The sequence below is a fragment of the Rhizobium sp. NZLR1b genome, from assembly GCF_019685155.1.
In the GTDB taxonomy this organism is placed as follows: Bacteria; Pseudomonadota; Alphaproteobacteria; order Rhizobiales; family Rhizobiaceae; genus Rhizobium.
The window spans coordinates 43,291-67,673 of record NZ_JABDWC010000005.1 but is presented as its reverse complement, the minus strand read 5'-3'; the positions used below and the strand labels follow the sequence as shown (position 1 = coordinate 67,673).

General features: G+C 61.4%; 25 protein-coding genes. 12 read left to right on the top strand and 13 right to left on the bottom strand.

Going from position 1 to position 24,383, the window contains the following annotated elements; translation table 11 throughout:
• The first annotated feature begins 131 nt into the window (after positions 1-131).
• Positions 132-1,034, top strand: a complete 903-nt coding sequence (locus tag HJB84_RS09065; protein WP_221115764.1) for a dihydrodipicolinate synthase family protein — start codon at positions 132-134, stop codon at positions 1,032-1,034.
• Positions 1,035-1,098: 64 nt separating this feature from the next.
• Here the strand turns inward: HJB84_RS09065 and HJB84_RS09060 are convergent, their stop codons facing one another.
• On the bottom strand, positions 1,099-3,123 hold the full coding sequence (locus tag HJB84_RS09060; RefSeq protein ID WP_221115763.1) for an ATP-binding protein: 2,025 nt from the start codon (positions 3,121-3,123) through the stop codon (positions 1,099-1,101).
• A 324-nt stretch (positions 3,124-3,447) separates the two neighbouring features.
• Between HJB84_RS09060 and HJB84_RS09055 the strand changes: the two genes are divergently transcribed.
• Positions 3,448-5,238: an acetolactate synthase 3 large subunit gene (locus tag HJB84_RS09055; protein WP_207581074.1), complete on the top strand. Its 1,791-nt coding sequence runs from the start codon at positions 3,448-3,450 to the stop codon at positions 5,236-5,238.
• Positions 5,239-5,321: 83 nt separating this feature from the next.
• Entirely contained in the window at positions 5,322-5,894 is a 573-nt protein-coding gene (gene ilvN / locus HJB84_RS09050; protein WP_207581073.1) for an acetolactate synthase small subunit, read from the top strand.
• A 34-nt stretch (positions 5,895-5,928) separates the two neighbouring features.
• On the opposite strand, the gene HJB84_RS09045 is transcribed toward ilvN, so the two are convergent.
• The gene (locus tag HJB84_RS09045; protein WP_221115762.1) at positions 5,929-6,777 is read right to left on the bottom strand and encodes an aldo/keto reductase; all 849 of its coding nucleotides are present in this window, start codon (positions 6,775-6,777) and stop codon (positions 5,929-5,931) included.
• Positions 6,778-6,928: 151 nt separating this feature from the next.
• Here HJB84_RS09045 and HJB84_RS09040 point away from each other — a divergent pair, with 151 nt between their 5' ends.
• Entirely contained in the window at positions 6,929-7,522 is a 594-nt protein-coding gene (locus HJB84_RS09040; RefSeq protein WP_221115761.1) for a LysE family translocator, read from the top strand.
• On the opposite strand, the gene HJB84_RS09035 is transcribed toward HJB84_RS09040, so the two are convergent.
• Genes HJB84_RS09035 through HJB84_RS09025 form a run of 3 tightly spaced genes read right to left on the bottom strand, consistent with a single transcriptional unit; the run spans position 7,514 to position 9,963 of the window.
• Positions 7,514-7,990 (bottom strand): DUF2269 domain-containing protein, encoded by a 477-nt coding sequence (locus HJB84_RS09035; protein WP_221115760.1) that lies wholly within the window; start codon positions 7,988-7,990, stop codon positions 7,514-7,516. The two genes, HJB84_RS09040 and HJB84_RS09035, sit on opposite strands and share 9 nt — an antisense overlap.
• Complete coding sequence (locus HJB84_RS09030) at positions 7,990-9,273, bottom strand: SDR family oxidoreductase (protein WP_221115759.1); 1,284 nt, start codon at positions 9,271-9,273, stop codon at positions 7,990-7,992. Before HJB84_RS09030 ends, HJB84_RS09035 begins: the two co-directional genes overlap by 1 nt.
• Before the next feature lie 21 nt (positions 9,274-9,294).
• The gene (locus tag HJB84_RS09025; RefSeq protein ID WP_311044993.1) at positions 9,295-9,963 is read right to left on the bottom strand and encodes a hypothetical protein; all 669 of its coding nucleotides are present in this window, start codon (positions 9,961-9,963) and stop codon (positions 9,295-9,297) included.
• A gap of 258 nt (positions 9,964-10,221) precedes the next feature.
• Between HJB84_RS09025 and nthA the strand changes: the two genes are divergently transcribed.
• From nthA to HJB84_RS09010, 3 genes are read left to right on the top strand one after another with little or no spacing between them, the layout of a single operon-like run.
• On the top strand, positions 10,222-10,866 hold the full coding sequence (gene nthA / locus HJB84_RS09020) for a nitrile hydratase subunit alpha (protein WP_221115758.1): 645 nt from the start codon (positions 10,222-10,224) through the stop codon (positions 10,864-10,866).
• Complete coding sequence (gene nthB / locus HJB84_RS09015; RefSeq protein WP_221115757.1) at positions 10,863-11,522, top strand: nitrile hydratase subunit beta; 660 nt, start codon at positions 10,863-10,865, stop codon at positions 11,520-11,522. The genes nthA and nthB overlap by 4 nt, the downstream gene beginning before the upstream one ends.
• Positions 11,509-11,880, top strand: coding sequence for a nitrile hydratase accessory protein (locus HJB84_RS09010; RefSeq protein ID WP_207581067.1), 372 nt, complete (start codon positions 11,509-11,511; stop codon positions 11,878-11,880). Before nthB ends, HJB84_RS09010 begins: the two co-directional genes overlap by 14 nt.
• A 202-nt stretch (positions 11,881-12,082) precedes the next feature.
• Here HJB84_RS09010 and HJB84_RS09005 read toward each other — a convergent pair whose 3' ends face one another.
• The 3 genes from HJB84_RS09005 to HJB84_RS08995 are packed head-to-tail and all read right to left on the bottom strand — an operon-like array spanning position 12,083 to position 13,807.
• A complete protein-coding gene (locus HJB84_RS09005; RefSeq protein ID WP_221115756.1) occupies positions 12,083-12,865 on the bottom strand; it encodes an anti-sigma factor in 783 nt (260 codons plus the stop codon).
• Positions 12,862-13,377 carry an RNA polymerase sigma factor gene (locus tag HJB84_RS09000; RefSeq protein WP_221115755.1) on the bottom strand — a complete coding sequence of 172 codons (516 nt, stop codon included), beginning with the start codon at positions 13,375-13,377 and terminating at the stop codon, positions 12,862-12,864. The genes HJB84_RS09005 and HJB84_RS09000 overlap by 4 nt, the downstream gene beginning before the upstream one ends.
• 49 nt (positions 13,378-13,426) lie before the next feature.
• A complete protein-coding gene (locus tag HJB84_RS08995; RefSeq protein WP_207581064.1) occupies positions 13,427-13,807 on the bottom strand; it encodes a hypothetical protein in 381 nt (126 codons plus the stop codon).
• Positions 13,808-14,043: 236 nt separating this feature from the next.
• On the opposite strand from HJB84_RS08995, the gene HJB84_RS08990 reads away from it, so the two are divergent.
• Positions 14,044-14,532 (top strand): Rrf2 family transcriptional regulator, encoded by a 489-nt coding sequence (locus HJB84_RS08990; RefSeq protein WP_207581063.1) that lies wholly within the window; start codon positions 14,044-14,046, stop codon positions 14,530-14,532.
• 107 nt (positions 14,533-14,639) lie between these two features.
• Here HJB84_RS08990 and HJB84_RS08985 read toward each other — a convergent pair whose 3' ends face one another.
• The 4 genes from HJB84_RS08985 to HJB84_RS08970 form a co-directional block, all read right to left on the bottom strand.
• Complete coding sequence (locus HJB84_RS08985; RefSeq protein ID WP_221115754.1) at positions 14,640-16,121, bottom strand: mechanosensitive ion channel family protein; 1,482 nt, start codon at positions 16,119-16,121, stop codon at positions 14,640-14,642.
• Between the two features lie 94 nt (positions 16,122-16,215).
• Positions 16,216-16,635: a cupin domain-containing protein gene (locus HJB84_RS08980; RefSeq protein WP_221115753.1), complete on the bottom strand. Its 420-nt coding sequence runs from the start codon at positions 16,633-16,635 to the stop codon at positions 16,216-16,218.
• A gap of 61 nt (positions 16,636-16,696) precedes the next feature.
• The gene (locus tag HJB84_RS08975) at positions 16,697-17,452 is read right to left on the bottom strand and encodes an SDR family oxidoreductase (RefSeq protein WP_221115752.1); all 756 of its coding nucleotides are present in this window, start codon (positions 17,450-17,452) and stop codon (positions 16,697-16,699) included.
• A 68-nt stretch (positions 17,453-17,520) separates the two neighbouring features.
• Positions 17,521-18,000, bottom strand: coding sequence for a carboxymuconolactone decarboxylase family protein (locus HJB84_RS08970; protein WP_221115751.1), 480 nt, complete (start codon positions 17,998-18,000; stop codon positions 17,521-17,523).
• Between the two features lie 132 nt (positions 18,001-18,132).
• Here HJB84_RS08970 and HJB84_RS08965 point away from each other — a divergent pair, with 132 nt between their 5' ends.
• A complete protein-coding gene (locus HJB84_RS08965) occupies positions 18,133-19,050 on the top strand; it encodes a LysR family transcriptional regulator (protein WP_221115750.1) in 918 nt (305 codons plus the stop codon).
• 79 nt (positions 19,051-19,129) lie between these two features.
• The gene (locus HJB84_RS08960) at positions 19,130-20,257 is read left to right on the top strand and encodes an ATP-dependent RecD-like DNA helicase (RefSeq protein ID WP_221115749.1); all 1,128 of its coding nucleotides are present in this window, start codon (positions 19,130-19,132) and stop codon (positions 20,255-20,257) included.
• A gap of 124 nt (positions 20,258-20,381) precedes the next feature.
• Here the strand turns inward: HJB84_RS08960 and HJB84_RS08955 are convergent, their stop codons facing one another.
• Positions 20,382-21,074 carry a MerR family transcriptional regulator gene (locus HJB84_RS08955; protein ID WP_221115748.1) on the bottom strand — a complete coding sequence of 231 codons (693 nt, stop codon included), beginning with the start codon at positions 21,072-21,074 and terminating at the stop codon, positions 20,382-20,384.
• A gap of 455 nt (positions 21,075-21,529) precedes the next feature.
• Here HJB84_RS08955 and HJB84_RS08950 point away from each other — a divergent pair, with 455 nt between their 5' ends.
• Positions 21,530-22,282 carry a pyridoxine 5'-phosphate synthase gene (locus tag HJB84_RS08950; RefSeq protein ID WP_221115747.1) on the top strand — a complete coding sequence of 251 codons (753 nt, stop codon included), beginning with the start codon at positions 21,530-21,532 and terminating at the stop codon, positions 22,280-22,282.
• Between the two features lie 176 nt (positions 22,283-22,458).
• Entirely contained in the window at positions 22,459-24,291 is a 1,833-nt protein-coding gene (locus HJB84_RS08945; protein ID WP_246762675.1) for a WG repeat-containing protein, read from the top strand.
• Positions 24,292-24,383: the final 92 nt, after the last annotated feature.

Genomic DNA, 24,383 nt, shown 5'->3' with positions numbered 1-24,383 from the left:
TCATTGGCATAGTCGACATTGGTGCTGTTACCAAAGTCTGCGTCGGCGACCGAGGGAAGTCTTGCCGTGTTTTTCGCCGGTGCCGGATCGCGCCTGTTGTTCTCATGTCGACCGTCTTTTAGGATCGCATCATGTCTGTCGCTTCACCGTTTCATAGCCTTTCGGCCTTTCCGCCGACCCCCGCCGATATAGATGGCCGCGTGGACACCGAATCCCTCTGCCGCCTGCTGGATCGTCTGTGTGACGCAGGCGTCGCTTCCATCGGCCTTCTCGGCAGCACCGGGATCTACGCCTTTCTCACGCGTGAGGAGCGGCTGCGGGCCGTTCAAGCTGCGGTCGAGTGCGTCGCAGGTCGCGTTCCCCTCGTCGTCGGCGCCGGTGCCCTGCGGACGGACCATGCCGTCGATCTCGCCAGGGATGCCGAGGCCGCTGGTGCAGACGCTCTTCTGCTGGCGCCCGTCTCATATACGCCGCTCACCCAGGAAGAAGCCTACCAGCACTTCCTCGCGGTCACGAAGGCGGCGAAGCTGCCGCTTTGCATCTACAACAATCCCGGCACGACCCACTTTACCTTCAGCCGGGACCTTTTGCAGCGGCTCTCCGAGATCGAGACAATCAGGGCGGTGAAGATGCCTCTGCCCGTTGACAGCGATTTCAGAGGCGAACTGGCGGCATTGCGTCAGACGACGAACCTTGAGATCGGCTACAGCGGCGACTGGGGCGCTGCCGAGGCGCTCCTCTCAGGCGCCGACGCCTGGTACAGCGTCGTCGGCGGCTTGTTTCCGCGCGTTGCTCTTGCGCTAACCACAGCCGCGATTGCCGGAGACCGCGCCGAGACGCTCCGGCTCGATGGCCTCCTGCAGCCGCTCTGGAAAACGTTCAAGGATTTCGGAAGCATCCGTGTGGTCTATACGCTGGTCGACGTTCTTTCTCTCGCCCAGGTACAGCTGCCGCGGCCACTCTTGCCGCTTGGGCCGATGGATCGGCAGCGTGTGCTCGACGCTGTCGAGCCCCTGAGCGCCTTGGAACGGTAGGGCATGATGTCGTCCGAAAACCGCTACGCTTTTCGGGTCGTACTTTGGAGATCGAGCGCCAGCGTCAATCCTTGTTGTAGAGGCTGCTCAGCGGTTTTTTCAGGATGCTTTCGCGCAGCGACGTGCCGGGTTCCCGGCGGGTGATCGCGGGCTGGTCCGTCGGTGATGCCGGCCGGGGGAAGACCGGCTCCTCGCGGCGCATCTCGCGGCGGAGCGCGTCCAGCCGGGGGTCGATCGCTGGCGGTGCGACCGGGTCCAGTCGCGGTGTCTGCGGCAGCAGTTCGCGCCGGTAGGATTCGAGCGGAGCGGACGACGGCGCAGGCGGCGCGTAGGGTATTGCGTCGATATCCTCGTCGGCTGCATCGGCCTCGTCGGGGCCTGCGGCGGACGCAGCATAGCTCACCTGGAAATTCGAGATGTCGGGTCCGACAGTGACCGCCCGCATGCGGGTGACGATCTTGCGCAGGTCGACCGTATCCGGATCTTCGTCACTGTGTTTGCTGTTGGCGCTGCTCGCCTTCGGCAGCAGGCTCTCGTCGACGCGGGAAAAGCGCATGCGCATCGGTACGCTGATCGCCTCGCCGAAAGCAATCGCCTCACCGTTGCCGATCGAGGAGATGAAACTCGTCGTCGAGATCGACGAGTTCGGGATGGCCGAGCGGATGATTTCCTGGTCTCGGTCGTTGGCAAGGCGCATGGCAAAGAGTGTCGAGCACTGCGACAGGATCGTCTGGTCGAGCTCACCCGGCCGTTGGGTGATGATGCCGAGCGAGACGCCGTATTTGCGTCCCTCCTTGGCGATGCGGGCGATCGCCTGGCGCGTCGGCACGAAGCCGAGGCTCGGATCGGAGGGGATGTAGCGGTGGGCTTCTTCGCAAACGACCAGCATGTGGATGGCGCCTTCGCTCCACAGCGCCACCTCGAAGGCCATGCGGCAGAGCACGGAGGCGACCGAATTGACGACTTCGGAGGGAATGCCGGCGAGCTGGAAGGCGCAGATCGGCCGGTTCTCGCCCGGAACGCGGAAGATCTGCGCGATGGTCTCGGTGATCGTGTCGCTGATCGTGTTGTTGGAGAACATGAAGTGGTAGCGCGGATCGTTGATCGCGGCGATCAGGCGCATTTTCAGCGACCGGAGGAAGGGCTTTTCGGTACGACCTTCGAGGCGACCGATGCGCTCGTCGATCAGCGCCAGCAGATCGGCCATGCGGTAGGGCACCGGCGTGTCGGCGGTGATGGAACTCTTTTCCGTCGTGCGGCGCACCAGCGAATTGTCACTGCCGCGGAAGGCGCGTTTGGCTTCCGGCAGGATATCGCGCAGCATGTCGAGCTCTTCGGGCACCGGCGGGCGGCCGCGAAAGACGACTTCGGCAAACTCCTCCAATCGCATCAGCCAGAAGGGCAGGTCGAGCGTATCGGTATCGATCGTGACGGCGTGGTTGGGAAAGGCAGCGGCGAATTCGTTATGCGGATCGAGGATCAGCACACGCAGTTTCGGATCCGCCGCGATCGCTTTGTGCAAGAGCAGCGACACGGCCGTCGACTTGCCGACGCCGGTGGAGCCGACGACGGCGAAATGCTTGGAGAGCATCGAGGGGATGTGGATCGCTGCGTCGATACTTTCATCCTGAGTCAGCTTGCCGATGACGGCGGTCGTGCCCTCTCCCGCATCATAGATGCGTATCAGGTCGGCAGCGCGGATGCGATGGGCGATGGCGCCGAGATAGGGATAACACGAGATGCCGGTCGAGAATTCTTCGCGCCCGTCCTCATCGACACGGACTTCGCCGAGCAGCTCGGTCTCGATTTTGAAATTATTGTCCTCGCCTTCGCCCCAGGCATGGCTGCCGGTGTTCATCTGGTAGACGAGGGCGACGACGCGGTTGCGGCCGACACTGATCGAAATCAGCCGACCGACGGACCAGAGTTCGGTCAGATCGGTGCCGCCTTCTTCGGCGACGGCAGCAATGGTCGCCCGCGAGCCGCTGCACGCAACGACGCGGCCAAGAAAGCGATTTCCCGGTGCATGGCCATCGCGGCGATCGTGCTCGCCTGCCTTGCCAGACACGCGCAAGTCGTTGTTGAGCAAAGGGCTACTCCCTGCAATGGGACATAAGAATAAAGTCCATCCTTTAACAAATCCTTCAAACCATGGTTTTTAGAGGGTAAAGGAGCGCGGATGGATTTTTATTGCGGCATGCGTTGACGCTGCGAAATTTTCTGTCTATCACTTCCGACCATGAAAATCGCAACGGCTCTTATCGTGGTGGGAAAGCGCATGGGCAGGATGGTGTAACCATCCGGCGGTAGCCACCCATGCGCTAGATGACAGGCTCCTCCGGGGCCTTTTTTTATGCCCGAAATTCGGGCTTCCGGCCACAAACGCAATCCCAGCATCAAACGGAACAGACAGATGAGCACGGACAATCAGGCGGCAGGCAATCGGATGACGGGAGCGGAGATCGTTCTCAAGGCGCTGAAGGACAACGGCGTCGAACATATCTTCGGCTATCCGGGCGGCGCGGTCCTGCCGATCTACGACGAGATCTTCCAGCAGGAAGACGTCAAGCACATCCTCGTCCGCCATGAGCAGGGGGCAGGTCATGCGGCCGAAGGGTACGCGCGCTCCACCGGCAAGGTCGGCGTCATGCTGGTGACCTCGGGCCCGGGCGCTACCAATGCGGTCACGCCGCTGCAGGACGCGCTGATGGATTCGATCCCGCTCGTCTGCCTGACCGGTCAGGTCCCGACGCCGCTGATCGGCTCCGACGCCTTCCAGGAATGCGATACGGTCGGCATCACCCGGCCCTGCACCAAGCACAATTGGCTGGTCAAGGACGTCAACCAGCTCGCCGCAGTCATCCACGAAGCCTTCCGCATCGCCCAGTCCGGTCGTCCGGGTCCTGTCGTCGTCGATATTCCGAAAGACGTGCAGTTTGCGACCGGCACCTACACGCCGCCCGCCGATTACGCGATCCAGAAGAGCTACCAGCCGAAGATCCAGGGCGACCTCAACCAGATCCATGCGGCGATCGAGCTGATGGCGAATGCGCGCCGTCCGGTCATCTATTCCGGCGGTGGCGTCGTCAATTCCGGGCCTGAGGCTTCCAAGCTGCTGCGCGAGCTGGTCGAACTCACCGATTTCCCGATCACCTCGACGCTGATGGGCCTCGGCGCCTATCCCGCTTCGGGCAAGAACTGGTTGAAGATGCTCGGCATGCATGGCTCCTATGAGGCCAACATGGCGATGCACGACTGCGATGTCATGGTCTGCATCGGCGCCCGTTTCGACGACCGTATCACCGGCCGTCTCAATGCCTTTTCGCCGAATTCGAAGAAGATCCATATCGATATCGATCCATCTTCGATCAACAAGAACGTCCGTGTCGATATCGGCATCCGCGGCGATGTCGGCCATATCCTCGAAGACATGGTCCGCCTGTGGAGGGCGCTGCCGAAGAAGCCGGAAAAGGGCCGCCTTGAGGACTGGTGGACCGATATCGCTCGCTGGCGGGCGCGCAACTCCTTTGCCTATACAAGGAGCAGCGATGTCATCATGCCGCAATATGCGCTGGAGCGGCTCTACGCGCATACCAAGGACCGCGACACCTACATCACGACCGAGGTTGGCCAGCACCAGATGTGGGCGGCGCAGTTCTTCGGCTTCGAGCAGCCGAACCGCTGGATGACCTCCGGCGGCCTCGGCACGATGGGATATGGCCTGCCGGCAGCGCTCGGCGTACAGATCGCCCATCCCGACAGCCTCGTCATCGACATTGCCGGCGATGCCTCGATCCAGATGTGCATCCAGGAAATGTCGGCTGCGATCCAGCACGATGCGCCGATCAAGATCTTTATCATGAACAACCAGTATATGGGCATGGTGCGCCAGTGGCAGCAGCTGCTGCACGGCAACCGGCTGTCGAACTCCTATACCGAGGCGATGCCTGATTTCGTCAAGCTGGCGGAAGCCTATGGTGCTGTCGGTCTGCGTTGCGAAAAGCCGGAGCATCTCGACGACACCATTCTGGAGATGATCGAGGTCAGAAAGCCGGTCATTTTCGATTGCCGCGTTGCCAATCTCGCCAATTGTTTCCCGATGATCCCCTCGGGCAAGGCCCACAACGAAATGCTGCTGCCGGATGAGGCCACGGACGAAGCGGTCGCCAATGCAATCGATGCCAAGGGCCGCGCGCTCGTCTGACATTTTTAATTTGCGCATAATCCTTTCCGAAAATCGTTTCCGATTTTCGGGGTTATGCGGCAGGGAAGAGGAAACTCAAGACCATGAACGCACACCTTCAGCCCACGGGCTCCGCCTATTTCATTTCGCCGGAAACGGCGGCGATCGAAAGCCACACGCTTTCCATTCTCGTCGACAATGAGCCGGGCGTTCTTGCCCGGGTCATCGGCCTGTTTTCCGGCCGGGGCTACAATATCGAAAGCCTGACGGTCTCCGAGACCGAACATCAGGCGCATCTTTCCCGGATCACCATCGTCACACGCGGCACACCGCATGTGCTGGAGCAGATCAAGGCGCAGCTCGAGCGCATCGTACCGGTACACCGCGTCGTCGACCTGACGGTGCGTGCCCGCGAACTCGGCCAGGACCGGCCGATCGAGCGCGAAGTGGCGCTGGTCAAGGTGATCGGCGAGGGCGACATGCGCGCCGAGACGCTGCGCCTGGCCGATGCCTTCCATGCCAAGGTGGTGGATGCGACGGTCGGTCACTTTATTCTTGAGATAACCGGCAAGTCATCGAAGATCGATCAGTTCGTGGCGATCATGAAGCCGCTCGGCCTCATCGAGGTCTGCCGCACCGGCATCGCCGCAATGAATCGCGGCGCGCAGGGCATGTAAGCTCGCTGCTGTAATAATTGGAAGCCGCTGAAGATCAGAGCATCTCCAGCGGTTTTTTCTTGGTGGGCGGCGGGAAGGCGGCGTCGAGCGCCTGCCAGTCCTCGGCAGTGATATCGAGCGAGACGCAGTCGCGGTTTTCCGCCGCGCGTTCAGCATTCGATGTCTTCGGGATGACGATGACGCCGTCGCGTTCGAGCAGGAAGGCCAGCGCCAGCTGGGCGGGCGTTGCCTGATAGGCCTTGGCGATGCGGATCAGCTCGGGATGATGCAGGATATGTCCCTGCTCGATCGGCGAATAGGCCATGACGGGAATCTTACGGCTCTGGCACCAGGGCAAGAGGTCGAATTCGATGCCGCGGCGGGAGAGATTGTAGAGCACCTGGTTGGCGGCGACATTGGCGCCGTCGGGCACTCCGAGAAGTTCCTCCATGTCGCCGGTGTCGAAGTTGGAGACGCCCCAGGCGCCGATCTTGCCGGATGCCTTCAGCATTTCGAAGGCCGCGACGGTCTCGGCCAGCGGATGGCTACCGCGCCAGTGCAGGAGATAGAGATCGATGCGGTCGGTGCGAAGCCGTTCGAGACTGCGCTCGCAGGCATCGACCGTGCCCTTCAGGCTGGCGTTCCAGGGATAGACCTTGCTGACGATGAAGACCTCGTCGCGCCGTCCGCTGATCGCTTGGCCGACGATCTCTTCGGCACCGCCGTCTCCGTACATTTCGGCGGTGTCGATCAGCGTCATGCCGAGATCGATACCGACCTTGAGACTTTCGATCTCCGCCCTAGCGTGGCCGGCATCGTCGCCCATGGCCCAGCTTCCCTGGCCGAGTGCCGGCACTTGCACGCCGTTCGGGAATGTAATGGATGGGATCGGGTCGTCCTGCATGGGTTTTCTTCCGTTCGCGAAGAGATTGGGCCGTATCGCCATCTTTCAAGCAATCCTGTCACCGTGACAATGATGGAATGGTGTCAGCTGTTTAGGACAGTTATGCTGACCTAAAATGAACTCGGCCGAGAAGGTCGGTTCGGGAGGTCGCATGCCGCTGGATACATTTCTCGCCCTCATTCTCTTCGCCTTTACGACGTCGATCACGCCGGGGCCGAACAATATGATGCTTTTTGCATCGGGCGTGAATTTCGGCTTCCGCAGGACGATCCCGCATATGTTCGGCATCGGTGTCGGCTTCTTCTCGCTGCTCATCGGCGTCGGCCTCGGGCTCGGTGCGGTTCTGCATACGGTGCCGGTCGTCTATATGGCGCTGAAATTTGCCGGCGGTGCCTATCTCGTCTGGATCGCCTGGAAGATCGCCTCTTCGCGGTCGCTCGTCGAAGGCAGGAGCGGCGTCGAGCCGATGTCCTTCTTTTCGGCTGCCGCCTTCCAGTGGGTCAATCCGAAAGCCTGGGTAATGGCGGTCACCGCGATGGCGACCTATACCAATCAGGAGCTTTACTTGGGCAGCGTGCTTCTCGTCGGCCTGGCTTTCGCAGCCGTCAACGTGCCAAGCGTATCGACATGGGCGGGCTTTGGTTCGGCGTTGCGGGAATGGCTTTCCGATCCGGTGCGGCTGAGATGGTTCAATATCAGCATGGCGGTGCTATTGGTGGCGAGCCTCTGGCCGATGCTAAAATAGAGCGATTGCCGGCTTCATCAGCATCAGCCAGAGAATGCCGACGACGGCTGAGAAGGCCGGAAAACCGCAGGCGAACCAGATGCGGTAGAGGCGAAAATAAGCCGGCGGCAAGGCGCTTCCAGACGCCGCGGCCATGCGGGCGAGATCGCGCAGCCGGATCTGGATCCGGACAACCGGCAGCCAGAACAGGCCGCTGACGACGTAAAGCAGCAGCGAAAGCGCGATCCATCCCTCCGACAGCTCCCAGCCGATCGATCGGGCCAGCAGAGCGCCGGTGGCCGGCTGGAGAATGGCTGCGGTGGCGGTAAAGACGGTGTCTGCGACGACGACGGTGGCGGCGACATGGGCAATCAGCCGGGGATCACGTGTCCGGTGCGCCATCATCATGAAGAAGGCGATGCCGGCGCCGGTGCCGAAGAGCACGGTCGCGCCGATGACATGGGCAAAGAGCAACCATTGCTCAAGCATCAGCGTTCATCCAGGGTGGCGAGGGCTGTCAGCGTCAGCAGGATCGACGGCAGCACCTTGACGAGCGGGCCGAGCGGATCGAGCCAGAGTGCCGGTTCTATGAGGCTTGCGCCAATGAGATAGGCGAGCGACGCGGCCAGCATGCCGAGAAGAGCGCGTTTGGCCAGCGGACGGAAAAGGACGGCGGCGCCGAGCGCGATGTCTATCAGGCAGGTGGCCAGTGTCAGCATCGTTGCGGCTGCCTCCGGCATAAACGGCAGGAAATGGGTGGATGTTTTCTCGATCGCAAGCAGCGGGATCAGGCCGGAGAGTAGCCAGAAGGCGGAGAGGCCCGATATGACGAGCGGCTTCAGGAGATAGAGCCGGGCAAACCAGAGATCCTGCACGCCGGAGGGATTGCCCGAAAGGGTTGCGGCCGCCGAGAGAGTCGCCAGGCCTGACGGTGGCGCGCGATCCATGCTGATACCTTCGGACATGACGGTCATGGCGGTAGAGCGCAGCGGCGAGCGCCAGCCGAGATGACCGGCCATATCCGCAAGCCATGTGACCGGCCTTGCAAGAATGGGCGGAATGGAAATGACGGGTGCATGCGGCAGGCCGAGCCAGGCGCGGTGGAGTTTGACGAGGCTTGCGAGCGTTTGCCGTTCTTCGGCCGCCAGTTCGATATCGCTGCCGGAGGGGAGCGCACCGCAGATTGCGGCTGAGACTGCGGCGGCGACATCTTCGACGGCGACGGTTTCGACCGGGCTGTCGGCGTGGATGAGCGGCAGGACGAGGGGGATGGTAGCGAGGGAACGCAGCAGCGCTGTGCCACCGTGGGCGTTTCGGCCGAGCACTAGCGCTGGGCGCAGGATCACGTAGGGAATGCCGCTTGCCGCAAGCGCCAGGTCGGCGGCACGCTTGGTCGCTAGAAAGGGCCGATCACGACCGGCGCCGTCAGTGCGCGCCGATATCTGGACGATCAACTTCACGCCGGCCGTGCGTGCTGCTCCCTGCAGCGCGATCATCGCCCGTTCCTGTGTGGCGGCAAGGTCGTCAGACAGGCCGTCCTGCAAAGCGCCAGCGCCGTTGACGACAATCTGCTGGCCTTCAAGTACCGTCGCCCAGTCGGCCGCGTCGGTCATCCTAGCCAGATTTGCGCTGATCCAACGGATGCTGGGCTGGCGGAGGCGCGCCCGGCCGGGATTCCGGCCAAGCCCGGTGATGACATGGCCATCCTCTAGCAATCTTGCCGCGACCGCCGAACCGATAAAGCCTGTAGCACCGAGAATGAGAATATTCATAAGGAGGAGGTTACCGATACCTCAAGTAATTTTACGCGGATCGATTTTTGCCATGGGAACGGCGCATTCGGTCACGATTTGTGCTGCCAGTAGCGGGTCTATCGGCTGCTCGTCGATCGCGAAAGCAAGCTCGATTGCCATGCCGATCGCCAGCGGCCGCCGCCGGACCGGGACATGGTTCATATCCAGAACCTGCCGGGCAATCGGCCAGAGGCGCCTGACATAGCTGATGGGCAGGGCGCCGGGCTGATCATCTTGCGCCAACCGTGGCCTGCCGAACTGCGGATCGCCGATGGTGGCCGCGACATGGCGAAACGTATCGAGGACCGTCTCTTGCGACAGAACCGCGCCCTGGTTTCCGGCGGCGCCATAGGTCAGCGCCAGCAGAGAATCATGGCTTTCCAGCAGGAAAGCATTCGGCAGATTGCCAGCGTAGTAGCGAGATCCATCCCTTGTTTCCATGGTGACTAGATCGGCGCCGTCGCGACATTGCCCTGCTTCAGCCACATTGAGTGCGGCAAGAACACAAGAGAATCCGCCGATTGATCCGAGCGCCGCCAATAGATCGATCATCCGAAAACGGCCGTCTTCGGCGATTTCCTGACGGATCCGGTCGAGGAGGGCGCGGGCCACGAGCCTCGGGCCTTGCAAAGGATTGCCGGCCTCGTTCGGGCGCGGATCGTCCTGCACAGCGCTTTGCGCACGGATCTTTATTTCCTCTGCCTGAGAGGAGGAGGAAGAGGCGGGCGGATTGGTTCTTCGGCCGAATGTCGGAGTTTTCATGCGGTGCAATCTGAAGATGAAGCCATTAATGTTTGGTTATATCGGCGGGGTGAAGGATGGTTTGCTTAACCAATCCCTATTCGCCTGGCGGCATCTTTACGAGAAACGCACTTGGCGGCCATCCGACCAGCGCCTAAGATCCAGCCGCCTATTCGGGAGAGCGTTATGCGGCACAGCGACGATCATGCAGGTCATGACCACGACGACCATGACCACGACAACCACTATTCCGACATGCAAGCCCGCGTCAAAGCGCTGGAAACGCTGCTGACGGCGAAGGGTCTGATCGACCCGACGGCGATCGATGCGATTGTCGAGACCTATGAGACGAAGGTGGGGCCGAGGAACGGTGCGCATGTCGTTGCCAAGGCCTGGAGCGATGCCGATTTCGCCGAGTGGCTGAAGCGCGATGCGACGGCGGCGATTGCCAGCCTCGGCTATACCGGCCGGCAGGGCGAGCATATGCGCGCCGTCTTCAATACGGCCGAGACCCATAATCTCATCGTCTGCACGCTCTGCTCCTGTTATCCCTGGTCGGTGCTCGGCCTGCCGCCGGTCTGGTACAAGGCGCCGGCCTATCGCTCGCGCGCGGTGATCGATCCGCGCGGCGTGCTTGCCGAATTCGGGCTGACGCTGCCGAAGGAGAAGAAGATCCGCGTCTGGGATTCGACGGCGGAGCTGCGTTATCTCGTCATTCCCGAACGGCCGGACGGCACGGACGGAATAGACGAGGCAGCTCTCGCTGATCTCGTCAGCCGCGATGCAATGATCGGCACGGCCGTCGCCCGAAGCCCGGAGGCTCCTGCATGAACGGACCGCACGATCTCGGTGGTCAGATGGGTTTTGGTCCTGTCGCGCCGGAAAAGGACGAACCCTGTTTCCACGCCGAATGGGAAAAGCGGGCGCTCGGCGTCACGCTTTCCTGCGGGGCTTTCGGCGCATGGACGATCGATGAAAGCCGGCATGTGCGCGAGAATATTCCGCCGGCCGACTACCTCGCCGCCAGCTATTACGAGATCTGGATCCGCGGCGTCGAGGTGCTGCTCGAACGGCACGGCTTTGCGACGCGCGCGGAATTGCAGTCAGGCCATGCCCAGCAGGGCGGTGCGGCGCCGAAGCGGGTGCTGAAGGCGGAGATGGTGCCCGCTACTCTGGCCAAAGGCGGACCTTGCGATCGTCCGATCGGGACGACGCCGCTCTTCGCGGTCGGCGAGACGGTGAGGACGAAGAATTTCAATCCGGCCACGCATACGCGGCTGCCACGTTATGCGCGCGCCAAGACGGGTGTCGTCGAGGCGGTGCAAGGGGCTTTCGTCTTCCCCGACGATAACGCGCATGGCCGCGGCGAAAATCCGCAATGGCTCTACACAGTCGTCTTCGACGGCGGCGAGATCTGGGGCGAGGGGGCGGATCCATCACTGAGGGTCTCCATCGATGCGTGGGAGAGCTATCTTGAGCGTTTGTGAGACGCCGTCTCAGCTGGCGCAATCGCCAGGTTTGCCGAGGTCGTCGGAGGGTGATCCGATTTTTCCCGAGCCTTGGGCGGCGGAAGCTTTCGCTATGACCGTGCATCTGCATGAGAAGGGGCTATTCGCCTGGGGCGAATGGGCTGAGGTCCTGTCTAAGGAGTTGCATACGCCCGGCCGTGCCGAAGATGGCAGCGATTATTTCGACTGCTGGGTGGCGGCCCTTTCCGAGCTGCTCGTCAGCCGCGACATAGCAGATGCATCCGTCATCCTCGACCTGCAGCAGAGCTGGCAGCGGGCTGCCGAAGCCACGCCGCACGGGCAGCCGATCGAACTTACCAACGATCCGCTGCGCTGATCTGTAGAGCGGTTCAACGGAAGCGCAGAACCGCTCTAGTCTTTTGTTTTTACGCAATTTCGGCCGGAAAACCGCTTCGCACTTTTCCTGGAGTTGCTCTAAAGCGTGTCGCGATCTTTCAGATTCGGTTGTCACGCTTTAGGTCTTTGTTTTTATGCATGTCTTTATCGCAAAACCGCGGCACACTTTTGCGAGACATGCTCTAGGACGGAAACTGCCGGTAGCATTCCTCGGCAACATTACGCAGCGCCTGCCTGGAGATTTCGCCGGTGACGGCATAACCGAGTTCGCCGTCGATCCAGTAGAAGGTCTCGAGATTGCCCGATGAGGCGAAGCGGAAGCTGGTCGTGCGGTTTTCGGTGTTGCGGCCGACGATGACGGTCAGGCGTTCGCCTGCCTGGTTCTCGTACATGAACATGGCGCCCGGTCGGCCATCGACGGGCAGTAGGCGGCCGCCGACCAGTTTGAAGCCGAGCGGCTGCAGATTGGGGATCTTCAGATTCTGGATGGCCAGGCGCTTGCCGAGCCAGGTGGCGAGATGAAGCTCCTCGTCGGCGAAGACCTCGACCGGATGGCGAACCTCGGCGGCATAGACCATGAACGCGGTCTCAGCCTGCTTCGGCAGGGTTTCGGAGCCGGCAAGCTGCAGCTCCGGCCTTTCCAGCAGAGCCGGGCCGTAGTGGCCGGCGACGGCGCCGAGCGCGAAGACGACGAGGGCGGCGGCGGCGATCGCCAGGCGTTTCCGCCCCGATGAGACGCTGCGCAGGGGCGAGACGAGCAGGGTGTCCGTGCCCTTCGCTTTCTCATATCCTGAAAACAGCGACCGGATGCTGCTATTCTGCGCCTGCCATTCGGCGACCAGAGCCGCCTCGTCGGGGTTGTCGGCGAGGTAAGCCTCGATCCGGGCGCGCGCCGCTTGCGGCAACTGGCCGTCGGCATAGGCGTGGAGATCGGCTTCGGTGACGATCGGGTTGGCTTCGTTCATTTCGGCCTCCGAAGCGTAATGATGTTATCGGCTTTCAGCCGCTCGGCGACGCGCTGGCGGGCGCGCGACAGCCGGGACATGACGGTGCCAATGGGGATGTCGAGGGCTGCGGCAACCTCGCTATACGTGTATCCCTCGATGACCACGAGCATCAGCACGGCGCGGCGCTCCTCCGAAAGGCTGTTCAGCGCGTTGTCGAGCCGGGCGCGCTCCAGCGGATCGGCCAGCGTTTCGGGTGCGGCGATGTCCCCTGCGGCGTCGAGTTCGACGATAGCGTCGCGCGCCTTGCCGCGCCGGCCGTTGCGGTAGAGATTGGTCATAATGGTCAGGACCCAGCCGCGCAGATTGAGGCCGCGCCATTGGCCACGGCGCGCCAGCACCTTCTCGACACAGTCTTGGAGCAGATCCTCGCCATCGGCATCCGAGCGCGTCAGGCTGCGCGAATAGCGCCGGAGCGAGGGGAGGAGGGCCAGGATCTGGCCCTCGAAACTTTCCGGTGCGGGTGTTTTCACGCCGACCGCTCTCTTGTAATGACCGCCCCTTCGATCAAGGCCTCTACAATCAAGGTTTGGCAAGGCTCCAGTTGCCGCCGACGCCATCGCCGGTGATGTCGCCCATCTTCTTGTCCTTGACCCAGTAATAAAGCGGCATGCCGTCCTTGGCCCATTGCTTCGTGCCGTCCTTACGGTCGATGATAGAATATGCACCATCAGCCTTGGCACCGCCAGCGGCCATCAGCGGCGGCCAGTTCTTGGCGCAATCGTCGTTGCAGTTGGAAACCCCCTTGGCGTCCTTTTTGAAGGTGTAGAGGGTCATGCCGTCTTTGCCGGCAAGAACTTTACCCTTGGCGGATTCGACTTCCTTGACTGGAGTGGCTGCGAAAGCAGCGGTGGCGGCAAGGGCGGCAGCCGCCACGGCGAACAGGAATTTCACGGATTTCATGATGTCTCTCCTTGAGATTGGGCATGCAATTTTGCGATGCCTGAGATGAGACACGAGACGAGGCGGTTTTGTTCCCAACGCATGGAAAGTTTTATGGCAGGAGGCGCGCGAGCCCGTGCCGATATTCCGCGGGCAGGGGCGAAGGCCGGTTTGCGCGGTCATTTACATTATGCCGGTTTTCGGATAGCGTATATCCTTAATTCGCATCCTGAAACAGCCATCACGCGAGTTGCTGAATGATCCTGAAAAGCCAGGTCGAGTGGGCGCTCCACTGCTGCGCCATTCTCGCAGGCCTGCCCGAGGGCAGGTACCTTTCCACCAAGGCGCTCGCAGAGCTTCATGGTCTGCCGAAGGAATATCTCTCCAAGGCGCTGCAGAGCCTTTCGCAGGCATCGCTGGTCGAGACCACGCTTGGCCCGACTGGCGGCTACAGGCTTGCGAGCCCTCCTTCGGAGATCAATTTCCTCGACATCGTCGAGGCGGTCGAGGGCAAAACGCTGAGCTTCACCTGCACGAACATCCGGGCGAACAATCCTTGCCGGGCCGAAGGATATTGCGACAGCAAGCCCTGCGCGGTCGCGCGCGTTATGTGGGCGGCGGACGAGGCCTGGCGGGATACGCTGAGACGCGTCCGGCTTTCCGATCTGGTCGGCACCTTGTCCGAGGAAGTGCCCCCCGAGCTCTGGCGGAGCACGTTCGAATGGGTGCTCAAGCGCGCCGGCTGATTACAGCGCCGCGGGTCGTATTAGACGCGCAAAGGACGCTGTAACACTTTGAATCTACGCATCGTGCTTTCCGAAAATCGATTTCGATTTTCGGAAAGCACGATGCGCTAGGCCCTGAAGATTGTCCTGATGGTTTTCAGGATAGCGCGCGCGCTGTGGGCGGGTTCGGCGGGCAGGGCGGCATCGTCGCGGAATCGCTCCGCGCGGAGGGCGAGGTCTTCGGCGATTTCTTCCGCCAGCGCCGGACGCTCACTCAGCAGCGGCGCGAAGGCCTGCTGATCGATTTCATAGACCGTCACGGCGGTAAGAGCCTCCAGGGTACAGACTTCCTGCATGGCGGAGAGCAGTCCGGTTTCTCCGAAAAAATCACCCGGCGCGAGCCGCCCGCGTTCCCAATCTCCGTGCCGCGCCGCGATAATGCCGGCCCGCACCATCATCAGGGACGGCAGCATTTCGCCCTCCCGCACGATCACGTCGCCCTTGCGGAACTCACGCACGGCGGTTGTCTCGGCGAGTTTCTGCTTTTCATCGGTCGTCAGCGCCGCAAAGATCGGTATGGCCTCGATCAGTTCGAGCGGCGTTACGCGGGGCGCCCGTGCGCTCTCTTCGGTCGGCAGATCGCCCGTCAGGACCGAGGCGGCCGCCGGAACGGCCAAAAGCAGGCCGGCCGATTTGCAGTGACGGTAGACGAGATCGAGCACCTCGTTTCGCGCCGTCGCGCGCTGGCTGGGGCTCGTCACCCGGAACTGTAGCTCGACCTCCAGTGCCGTGGCGTCCAGCCCCCTCAGCGCCACGACCGGCGGCGGCTCGCGCACGATGGAATTGCAGCTCGCGAGCGCCGACAACATCACTTGGCGGACCGATGCCGGCATCCGTGTCGGGGCGATGCGGATGGTGAGGATCAGCAGATGGCTTTCGTCCGGCCGGCTTACATTCGTCACGGCGAGCTTGGCCAGAAAACTGTTCGGCAGAACGACGAGATTGTTTGCGCTGGTCAGGATGTGCGTCGCACGCCAATTGCTTTCGACGACGCGTCCCTCTGTGCCGTCGCTCAAAAGAATCCAGTCACCGATGATGTATGGCCGGCCGAGGGTCAGCGCGATGCCGGAGAAGACGTCTGCGAGCGTGCTCTGCAGCGCAAGGCCGAGAATGATGGCGACGACGCCCGAGGTCGCAACGAGGGTGCCGATCGGCACGCCGAAGACGAAGGCCAGAACGGACAGGGCCATGCCGATATAGACGACGCCAATGACGAGATCCTGGAGCAGGCGAGCCTCTCGTGGACTGCCTTCCAGCACCAGATACAGCCTGATGAAACCGATGACGGCCCATGCCAAATGAATCCACCAGAGCGTTTTCGCGACGATGACGAGCAGGGCCTGCGGATCCTCGGACTCATATCCTTGAAACCGGTGGGGTTCGATGCCGCTGCCGACGAGGATCAAAGTCATCGCGGCGAAGAAGAATATCTGCACCACCAGCCGCGTCGTGGGCCGTTGGCGGGAAAGCAGGTGCCAGACGACGATCCCGGCGAAGCCGACTGTTATGAGCGATATCAGAGGCTTGCCGAAGAGCGCGTCGTAGATCATCTGTCTTTGTCTCCGGGAGGGGCGGGCGGCGTATGATTCAGCATGTCGGCCGCCAGCGCAAGCATCGGCCCGCGCGGACGGGTTTGGCGGCCACTTACTTCTTGAGGGGATAGGTCAGCTCTTTCTGGTTGGTGTCGACCACGAAGACGGCGAGCAGGCGGGCGGGCTTGGTTTCGCTGCCGTTGGCGCTGACGCCGTGCCGGTCGCCCGGCATTTCGGAGAAACTCTCGCCGGCATGATAGACCTTGACGGGGCCGTCATTGACCTGGCTGCGGATCGCTCCTTCGAGCACGGTGGCGTAGATGAAGGCCGTGTCCGGATGGGTGTGGCCTTCGGAGAAGCCGCCCGGCCCATATTCGACCAGCACGCCCTTGATACTCTTGCCCGGCACGTTCGGAAGCTCGTGCTCATAGACGAGGGTGACCTTCGCAGACTTGCTGTTGTCGTGGGCGCTGGCGCCGGTGGCAGTCAGAAAGGCGAGGGCGACGGCGGCGAGGACTGAGGTTTTGATCATTGGAATCTCCATATTGCTTGGATGAGCAGGACGCGCCTGAGCGGCCGCGTCCTGGCGCAAATCACTTCGGCTGGGCGGATTTTGCGAACCATTGTTCGAAGGTGATCGAGCCGAGGCTGCGGCTGTCGTCGGAAACGAGCGACTGGTCGTTGAGCCGGACGCCGAAATATTTCGCTTCCGGATCGGCTTCGACGGTACGCGGGTCTTTCATCGCCTTCAGATATCGGGCGACGAGTTCGCTCAGGCGCGCCCGTTCCGGACCTGATATCTCGATTGTGGCGTTGGCGGGCGCGGAGAGCGCCACATCCGCCATGACGTCGGCGACGTCGTCGGAGGCGATCGGCTGGACATAGGCCGGCGACAGGCGAACTGTCTGGCCGACCGTTGCCGATTGGGCGATTCCGCCGAGGAATTCCATGAATTGCGTCGAATGCACGATGGTGTAGGGAATACCAGACGCCTTGATCAGTCTTTCCTGAGCGAGCTTGCCGCGGAAATAGCCGCTTTCCTGCAGTCGCTCGGTACCGACGACGGAGAGAGCGACATGGTGTTTTACCCCGGCAACCTTCTCGGCGGCGAGAAGATTGCGGCCCGAGGTCTCGAAGAATTCGAGCACGGCCTTGTCTTCGAAAGATGGCGAATTGGCAAGGTCTAGCACCACTTCGGCGCCCGAGAGCGCGTTCGCCAATCCTTCTCCCGTGATCGTATTGACGCCTGAGTTCGGCGAGGCGGCAATCACGTCATGCCCGCGCTTGTGCAAGCGTTCGACAGTCTTTGAACCGATGAGGCCGGTTCCGCCGATGACAACGATTTTCATAACAGATCTCCGTTCGCTGCCGGGGTGCGACAGCGTCAAAGGTGAATCTTCTCAATGAATTGTGGGGTTTAGTTCAAGCCTGATTTGTCGAGGCCATAGGCCTTGTCGGCCGAGCCGGGGACCGTCTTGAAGCCGACATTGACGCGGTTCCAAGCATTGATGGCCATGACGACAAAGGTCAGATCGGAGATTTCCTTTTCGGAAAGCTGGCCGCGAACCCGTTCGTAAATCTCGTCGGGAATGCCGCCCTCGGGAAGCTTCGTCAGCGCTTCGGTCCAGGCAAGGGCTGCGCGCTCGCGGGGAACGAACAGGTTGGATTCCCGCCAGATGGCGACGTGATGGAGCCTGAGCTCGGTCTCACCATGGATCTTTGCCTGCTTCACATGCATGTCAAGGCAAAAGCCGCATCCATTGATCTGTGAAGCGCGGATCTCGATGAGGGCCTGAAGCTTCTCGTCGATCACGCTGCTCTTCAGCGCCATGCTGAATTCCATGAATTTCTTGAAAAGCTCGGGGGACTGCTGGGCGTAGTTCAATCGCTGGCTCATGTCATCTCTCCTCTAATTAAGGATATTTAGTATCCTTATGGATATAAGATATCCTTAATTGCTGGACTGTAAAGCCATTCTCGCTTAGTTTGGCTGCATAAGGCCTATGCGCAAAAGTATGAGGGGGCAGGGATGGATATCGTTTCGGCATTGCGAGCCTTCCAACGCGTCGTGGAGACGGGCTCGTTTTCAGCGGCGGCGCATGATCTCGACGTGACACAGCCGGCGGTTTCACGGCAGGTCGCAGCCCTTGAAGGCCATTTCAACACGCGCCTCCTACATCGCACGACGAGCGGCCTGTCGCTGACGGCGGAGGGGGAACGGATGCTGCCGATGGCGCTGAGGATTCTTGAAGCGGTGGAGGAACTTGGCGATGCGGCCGGATCGGATGGGGCCATGGCTTCGGGGAAGGTCAGACTCAGCGTCCCCGCGCCGCTCGGCCTCTATCTCAGCGAACGGCTGGGCGATCTTCTTGCCGTCCATCCGAAGCTTTCGGTCGAACTGCTCCTCAGGGAGCAAAGCTCCGATATGATCGAGGAGCGCCTCGACCTCGAAGTGCGGCTGGGCTCGGTCGCTGACAGCAGCCTCGTTTGCCGGCGGATAGGTTGGACGACGGCTTTCCTTGTGGCATCACCCACCTATCTCGCGCGCAAGGAAGCGCCGCGGGCGCCGAAAGACATCAGGGAGCACGAATGTCTGTGCTACAACAGGGCCGGCGGAGCTTCCACCTGGTCGTTCTCGAATGGCTCGGAAGACATTTCGGTTCGGATTTCGCCGCGCCTGACCGCCTGCAGCGCCGTCGCCATTCACAGGGCAGCCCTTGCCGGCGCGGGCCTGGCGGTCCTCTCCCATATCATCGCCGTCCCGGATATCGCCGATGGCCGGCTGATCCCCTTGATGGAGGATTTTCAACCAAGCCGCCTGCCGATCACGGTCGTCTATCCCTCGAGGCGCAACATGCCGCTCCGCGTCAAGACGGTTCTGGATTTTCTGACCGACGCGATCGGGCGGGACCCGTCTATGTGCGCGAGCGGCATGGGCTGGCAGTAGAACGGATGATCGTCCCGCCGCGCGATTTGCCGTTTTCCGCCTTGCCTAACGCCCGCGAATCCTGCCAAGTCGTCCGATCATGCAATTTGCGCCGCAACAAGACGAAGCCCTCAAGGCTGTTTCGAAATGGCTGAATGAAGGGCGTTCGCCGCTCTTTCGCCTATTCGGCTATGCCGGAACGGGCAAGACGACGCTTGCCAAGCATTTCGCCGAGAATGTCGACGGTGATGTGCTGTTTGCGGCCTTTACCGGCAAGGCCGCACAAGTGTTGCGCTCGCGCGGCGCCTCCAACGCCCGGACGATCCATTCGCTGATCTACCGCCCGCGCGGCGAGGAAGCGGTGGAGGACGAAGAGACCGGCAAGACTTCGATCGCACCGATGTTTTCGATCAACCGGCAGAGCCCGGTCGCCAAGGCGGCGCTGATTATCGTCGACGAATGCTCGATGGTGGACGAGGCGCTCGGCAAGGATCTAATGAGCTTCGGCACGCCGATCCTGGTGCTCGGCGATCCCGGCCAGCTGCCGCCGGTCACCGGCGGCGGTTACTTCACCAATCAGGATCCCGATTACCTGCTGACCGATATCCATCGCCAGGCGCGCGATAATCCGATCATCAAGCTCGCCATGCAGGTGCGCGAGGGCAATGAGGTGATGTACGGCGATTACGGCACGGCCAAGGTGATCTCGAAGAACGAGGTGACGCAGCAGCTGGTACTCGATGCCGACCAAGTGCTCGTCGGCACCAACAGGACCCGGCGGCGCTACAATCAGCGCCTGCGCGAGCTGAAAGGCTTCAATGCCGATTACCCGCAGACCGGCGACAAGCTCGTCTGTCTCCGGAACGATCCCGCCAAGGCCCTGCTGAACGGCTCGCTCTGGCAGGTGATGACCTCGTCCAAGGAAACGACGAAGCCCGGCATCAATCTCCTCGTTCGGCCCGAGGACGACGACATGGACCGGGGAGCTGCCAAGATCAAGCTCCTGAAACAGGCCTTCGAGGATGTCGAAGGCGAGATCCCCTGGAACACCCGCAAACGCTACGACGAGTTCGACTACGGCTATGCGCTTACCGTTCACAAGGCGCAGGGCTCGCAATGGAACGACGTCGTGCTGTTCGACGAGAGCTGGGCCTTTCGCGATACGCGCGAACGCTGGCTTTATACCGCGATCACGCGCGCGGCGGAGACGCTGACGATCGTGCGCTGACCTCGATCGCGCCTGGCGATCTTGGGCGGGAAGTCGACGGTGGCGGCCGTCGAGAATGATGCGTGCAAGTTTGCATGCGGCGTGCGTTAGGCTTGCACGCGACGTGCGTCAGGCTTGCACGTGGTTATGCCTGGACGATGCCGAGCAGAACAGCCTTGGCGATCGCCTGGAAGCGGTTGTTGGCGCGGAATTTCAGGATGATTCCGGCTTCGAGATCCCTGGTTTCGTCGTGTTTCAGGTCGAGCGCTCGGGCGATTCGCTGGGTGGAATAACCTTCCGCCATCAGCTCCAGGCACTGCCGCTCCTGCGGGGTCAGGCTTGCGCTGTCCTGGTTGTCGTTCAACGGCGGCTCTTCGACACTGGCGTCATAGTCCAGGAGGTCGCCGACCTGCTGGAGCTGGCGGTGCAGGGTCGACATCTCGGCCGTCAGCTCGCGTTTGCGCACCTGCAGCGCTTCGCGGAACATCGCCTCGGCTCTTTCCTGCGACTCGGCCTTGCGAAGCTCGTCCATCAATTCCTGGATGACGGCGATCGGCATTCCGGTCTCACGGCAGACGGTGATGACCGCCATACGCATCACATCGTCTTGTCCGTAGACCCGCATCAGGCCGATGCGATTGGCCGAAACCAACCCCTTCTCTTCGTAGAAATGCAGCGTCCTGTGCGTAACGCCGAATGCGTTGGCCATATCGGCAATGGGCACCGGACCATCCGGTAGATCCGGCGGCAGCGCGGCCGAAGGCAGGAACCGGTATTTTGACCGGGCCTCCGAAGCGTTACCGGCGGCAGCAAACAGGCGTTTGGAACCGTCTGGCATGAACCCTCCTAGGGCATAGTGTTGCACCTCATGCGGATTTGCCAGTTGCTTCCCAGGCGCGGCGAGTGGGGTTTTCCTCTGGCGTTCTTGTCATTGGGAAAGAAGCAGTACGCGGCCTACGTTTACGCTATACAATGTCCACGTTATGCGTGAACGATCTTTTTTATAAGTGCTAAAAGTAATCTCTTTTAAATGGGATAGCAACGCGACGACGTGATTTGCCCGGGTTTCTGGGTGTGCTGCAGCAAAACACGCGCTGCATTGCAGCATCGGTCGGCCGTCTTCAAAGGCGACGGGAATTACTGTTTGCGGTACGCCGGGGCGGGTGAATACCCCCACCGACAGCGATGGCCATCAACAATCGGCATCGCATCCATCTGCGAATCTCGTTGGTCATCTCAAGGCACTTGGCTTAAAAGCAGGGGCCTTTGTTTCAGCACCGATGGATATCAGCCATGCCCGCCAACCTCTCTGTGAACCTCAACGCCATTGCCATGCTGCGCAACCGGCGCGATTTGCTCTGGCCGAGCGTCGAAGCGCTCGGGCGCATTGCGCTTGCCTCCGGCGCCAGCGGCCTGACGGTGCATCCGCGCCCCGACCAGCGCCACATCCGCTTTTCCGACCTGCCGGTCATTCGCAACCTGATCGACGACGAATTCCCCGAGGCCGAGTTTAATATCGAGGGCTATCCCACGCAGGAGTTCTTCGAACTCTGCGCCGGGGCGGCACCGGAGCAGGTGACGCTGGTGCCCGACGATCCCGCCCAGGCGACCTCGGATCACGGCTGGGATTTCCGCAAGCACCGGGCATTTCTGACCGATGCCGTCGCGCAGCTGAAGGCGATGGGATGCCGCGTGTCGCTGTTTGCGGACGGCGATGGCGATGCTGAAGCCATTGATATCGCCAAGGCGGTCGGCGCCGACCGGATCGAACTTTATACCGGTCCCTATGGCGGCTGCTACGACGCGCCGGAACGGGCGGCCCCGATCCTCGACGCGCTCGGACGGACGGCGGATGCGGCGCTGGCGATCGGCCTTGCCGTCAATGCCGGCCACGATCTGACCGTCGAAAACCTGCCGGCGCTGGTGAAGCGCATTCCCCAGCTTGCCGAGGTTTCGATCGGCCACGGCCTGACCGCCGACGCGCTGGAATACGGCATGGCCGAGACGGTGCGGCGGTTCTGCCGGGCTTGTGGGCAGGCGGTTTAAGGAAGGGCTGTTTCCTTCTTGCGTATTGGCGGCAACTAATTTGATACGCTGCAAAGGTTTCCCGTGCTCATGGGGTGAAGGCGCTGGATTCCTGTACTCATGACCTCCGACCTGCGGATTGGCCATATTTCCAACACACGAGCATCTCCTAGTTCTTTCAACCGGGGGGCGTTAGGGTGAGCGTTGCTACACGTCAATTTATGTTTGTCGCGGCGGCATGGGCGAGTTTGCTCTGCTCCGTTGGAACCGGCGTGGCCGATCCCCGGCCGGAAAGATGGGTGGAAAGGTGCGGCGGCGTCTACGCTCTTTGCGGCTATATCGACAGAGCGACGTTAGAACCGCGGATTGATCGCAAGTTCGAAGTTGCGCTTCCTTTCTCGGAGGGGCTGGCCGCCGTGCGCTCCGAGGGGAAATTCGGCTATATCAATTCGAGTGGCGAGATGGTGATCGCGCCTGCGTTCGACCTTGCCCGCGGATTTCGCAAAGGCCACGCCGAAGTGGTGGTCGCTGACAAGGCAGGAATTATCGACAGAACGGGCAAGTTTCTGCTGTTGCCGTACTATGCGCGTGCCATTCCATTCGGAGCCGGGGCGGCGCTCGTTCGTCCCGGCAAAGCGGTCGCGTCGGATTCTTTCGGCTTCCTGCGTTTTATGTTCGGGGAACTGTTTTTTGAGAGGAGCGATCGACCCTATCTGCTCGTCGATCTGCCTTCAGGAAAGATACTGAAGGACGAGCTGGCCATTAAAGAATTCGAATTCGGCACTTTCGTTTGGGCAGCTCAGCCGGGAGATAAACGATACGGATTGCTTGCTCCCGACGGAACCTGGAAGGTCGAGCCTCGCTTCGAAACAGCCAGCAAACTCGGTGGAGGAAGAGCAATTGTCTGTTATGGCGGTTCGGCCGGACACAAAGGACAGTCCAGCCAACGTGACCGGGCCGACGCCACCCAATGCGGCGTGATCGGCCGGGACGGCCAAACTATTCTCGCCCCACAGCAATTTAGGATCCAGGATCATCGAAACGGGTTTTACCGTGTGGCCAAAGACCAGAAATTGGGCGTCCTTGACGAGGCGGGACGGTTGCTTGGCGGTCGTCTGTTTGACGATGCGAGACTGCCGGATTATTCCGGTGAGGTGGCCAGGGTATCGGTGGACGGCCAGTGGATCGGGCTCAACCGGGCCGGGGATCTGGTGCCCGACCCGGAGGACGGGAAGGCGTGGGCGGCATGTCCTTCGGGTCTCAAATTCATCCACCGCGGTAACCTTATTCAGGTCGTCGGAGCGGATGGAAAGCCGACCGTTTCGTATCTTTTTGACAACACGTACATGACCTGCGAATTCCCCGTATCGGTTCGGTACAATGGAAAATGGGGGTTTCTCAAGCAGGACGGTAAACTGCTTGTCGATCCACCATCATTTCAGAGCCAATCTGGTTTCAGCGGTGGCTATGCCGGCGTCGATGTTCAGGGCAAATGGGGAATACTGGACGCCAACGGTGTGTTAGCCCTCGCTCCGCAGTTCGATGAGTTGCAGCCCGATTCCGGTGCCTATGCGGTATCGAAGGATGGGCGGAAGTTTTGGATCGACGCATCAGGACGTGAAGTCTCCGAGCCGCGCCGCCTGGAAGACCGGCGATCAAAGTTGCGTTGCGGACCCGACGGCGGACAGCGCGTCTCGAGGAATTCGAACGGAACCTTGCTTTGGGGCATTGAGGATGCCGCCGGGAACACTGTCGTCGAGCCGAAATATCGGGCCATCACCTGTTTCCGGGATGGTCTCGCATGGGTTCCGCTCGACGAAGGACGAGAATGGTGTGCAATCGATCGGAATGAGCGGAAACGCGAGAGCGTCGCGTGTGTCAAGAACTGGGCTGACAGCAATGTCGCCGACGCGCGAACTGAGACAATGTCCGACGATCCCTATGAAAGCGGCGTGCTCTGGATGCGGGCCGAGCTTGAATACGGACTTGACCTCAGGGAAAAACCGCCTGGCTTCGTTTCGCAATTCTGAGGGGCGACCCTGCGCGTCGGTGCGGTGAGCGACACATCTGATGTGATCAGGGATCCAGTGTCCAGAATCGGAGTCCGCTCATCCCTGCCGCG

What these genes read in the sequence shown, in the direction of transcription:
- HJB84_RS09065 (WP_221115764.1), top strand. Translation starts at nt 132, where the DNA reads ATGTCTGTCGCTTCACCGTTTCATAGCCTTTCGGCCTTTCCGCCGACC.
- HJB84_RS09055 (WP_207581074.1), top strand. Translation starts at nt 3,448, where the DNA reads ATGAGCACGGACAATCAGGCGGCAGGCAATCGGATGACGGGAGCGGAG.
- ilvN (WP_207581073.1), top strand. Translation starts at nt 5,322, where the DNA reads ATGAACGCACACCTTCAGCCCACGGGCTCCGCCTATTTCATTTCGCCG.
- HJB84_RS09045 (WP_221115762.1), bottom strand. Translation starts at nt 6,777, where the DNA reads ATGCAGGACGACCCGATCCCATCCATTACATTCCCGAACGGCGTGCAA.
- HJB84_RS09040 (WP_221115761.1), top strand. Translation starts at nt 6,929, where the DNA reads ATGCCGCTGGATACATTTCTCGCCCTCATTCTCTTCGCCTTTACGACG.
- HJB84_RS09035 (WP_221115760.1), bottom strand. Translation starts at nt 7,990, where the DNA reads ATGCTTGAGCAATGGTTGCTCTTTGCCCATGTCATCGGCGCGACCGTG.
- HJB84_RS09030 (WP_221115759.1), bottom strand. Translation starts at nt 9,273, where the DNA reads ATGAATATTCTCATTCTCGGTGCTACAGGCTTTATCGGTTCGGCGGTC.
- nthA (WP_221115758.1), top strand. Translation starts at nt 10,222, where the DNA reads ATGCGGCACAGCGACGATCATGCAGGTCATGACCACGACGACCATGAC.
- nthB (WP_221115757.1), top strand. Translation starts at nt 10,863, where the DNA reads ATGAACGGACCGCACGATCTCGGTGGTCAGATGGGTTTTGGTCCTGTC.
- HJB84_RS09005 (WP_221115756.1), bottom strand. Translation starts at nt 12,865, where the DNA reads ATGAACGAAGCCAACCCGATCGTCACCGAAGCCGATCTCCACGCCTAT.
- HJB84_RS08995 (WP_207581064.1), bottom strand. Translation starts at nt 13,807, where the DNA reads ATGAAATCCGTGAAATTCCTGTTCGCCGTGGCGGCTGCCGCCCTTGCC.
- HJB84_RS08990 (WP_207581063.1), top strand. Translation starts at nt 14,044, where the DNA reads ATGATCCTGAAAAGCCAGGTCGAGTGGGCGCTCCACTGCTGCGCCATT.
- HJB84_RS08985 (WP_221115754.1), bottom strand. Translation starts at nt 16,121, where the DNA reads ATGATCTACGACGCGCTCTTCGGCAAGCCTCTGATATCGCTCATAACA.
- HJB84_RS08980 (WP_221115753.1), bottom strand. Translation starts at nt 16,635, where the DNA reads ATGATCAAAACCTCAGTCCTCGCCGCCGTCGCCCTCGCCTTTCTGACT.
- HJB84_RS08975 (WP_221115752.1), bottom strand. Translation starts at nt 17,452, where the DNA reads ATGAAAATCGTTGTCATCGGCGGAACCGGCCTCATCGGTTCAAAGACT.
- HJB84_RS08970 (WP_221115751.1), bottom strand. Translation starts at nt 18,000, where the DNA reads ATGAGCCAGCGATTGAACTACGCCCAGCAGTCCCCCGAGCTTTTCAAG.
- HJB84_RS08965 (WP_221115750.1), top strand. Translation starts at nt 18,133, where the DNA reads ATGGATATCGTTTCGGCATTGCGAGCCTTCCAACGCGTCGTGGAGACG.
- HJB84_RS08960 (WP_221115749.1), top strand. Translation starts at nt 19,130, where the DNA reads ATGCAATTTGCGCCGCAACAAGACGAAGCCCTCAAGGCTGTTTCGAAA.
- HJB84_RS08955 (WP_221115748.1), bottom strand. Translation starts at nt 21,074, where the DNA reads ATGCCAGACGGTTCCAAACGCCTGTTTGCTGCCGCCGGTAACGCTTCG.
- HJB84_RS08950 (WP_221115747.1), top strand. Translation starts at nt 21,530, where the DNA reads ATGCCCGCCAACCTCTCTGTGAACCTCAACGCCATTGCCATGCTGCGC.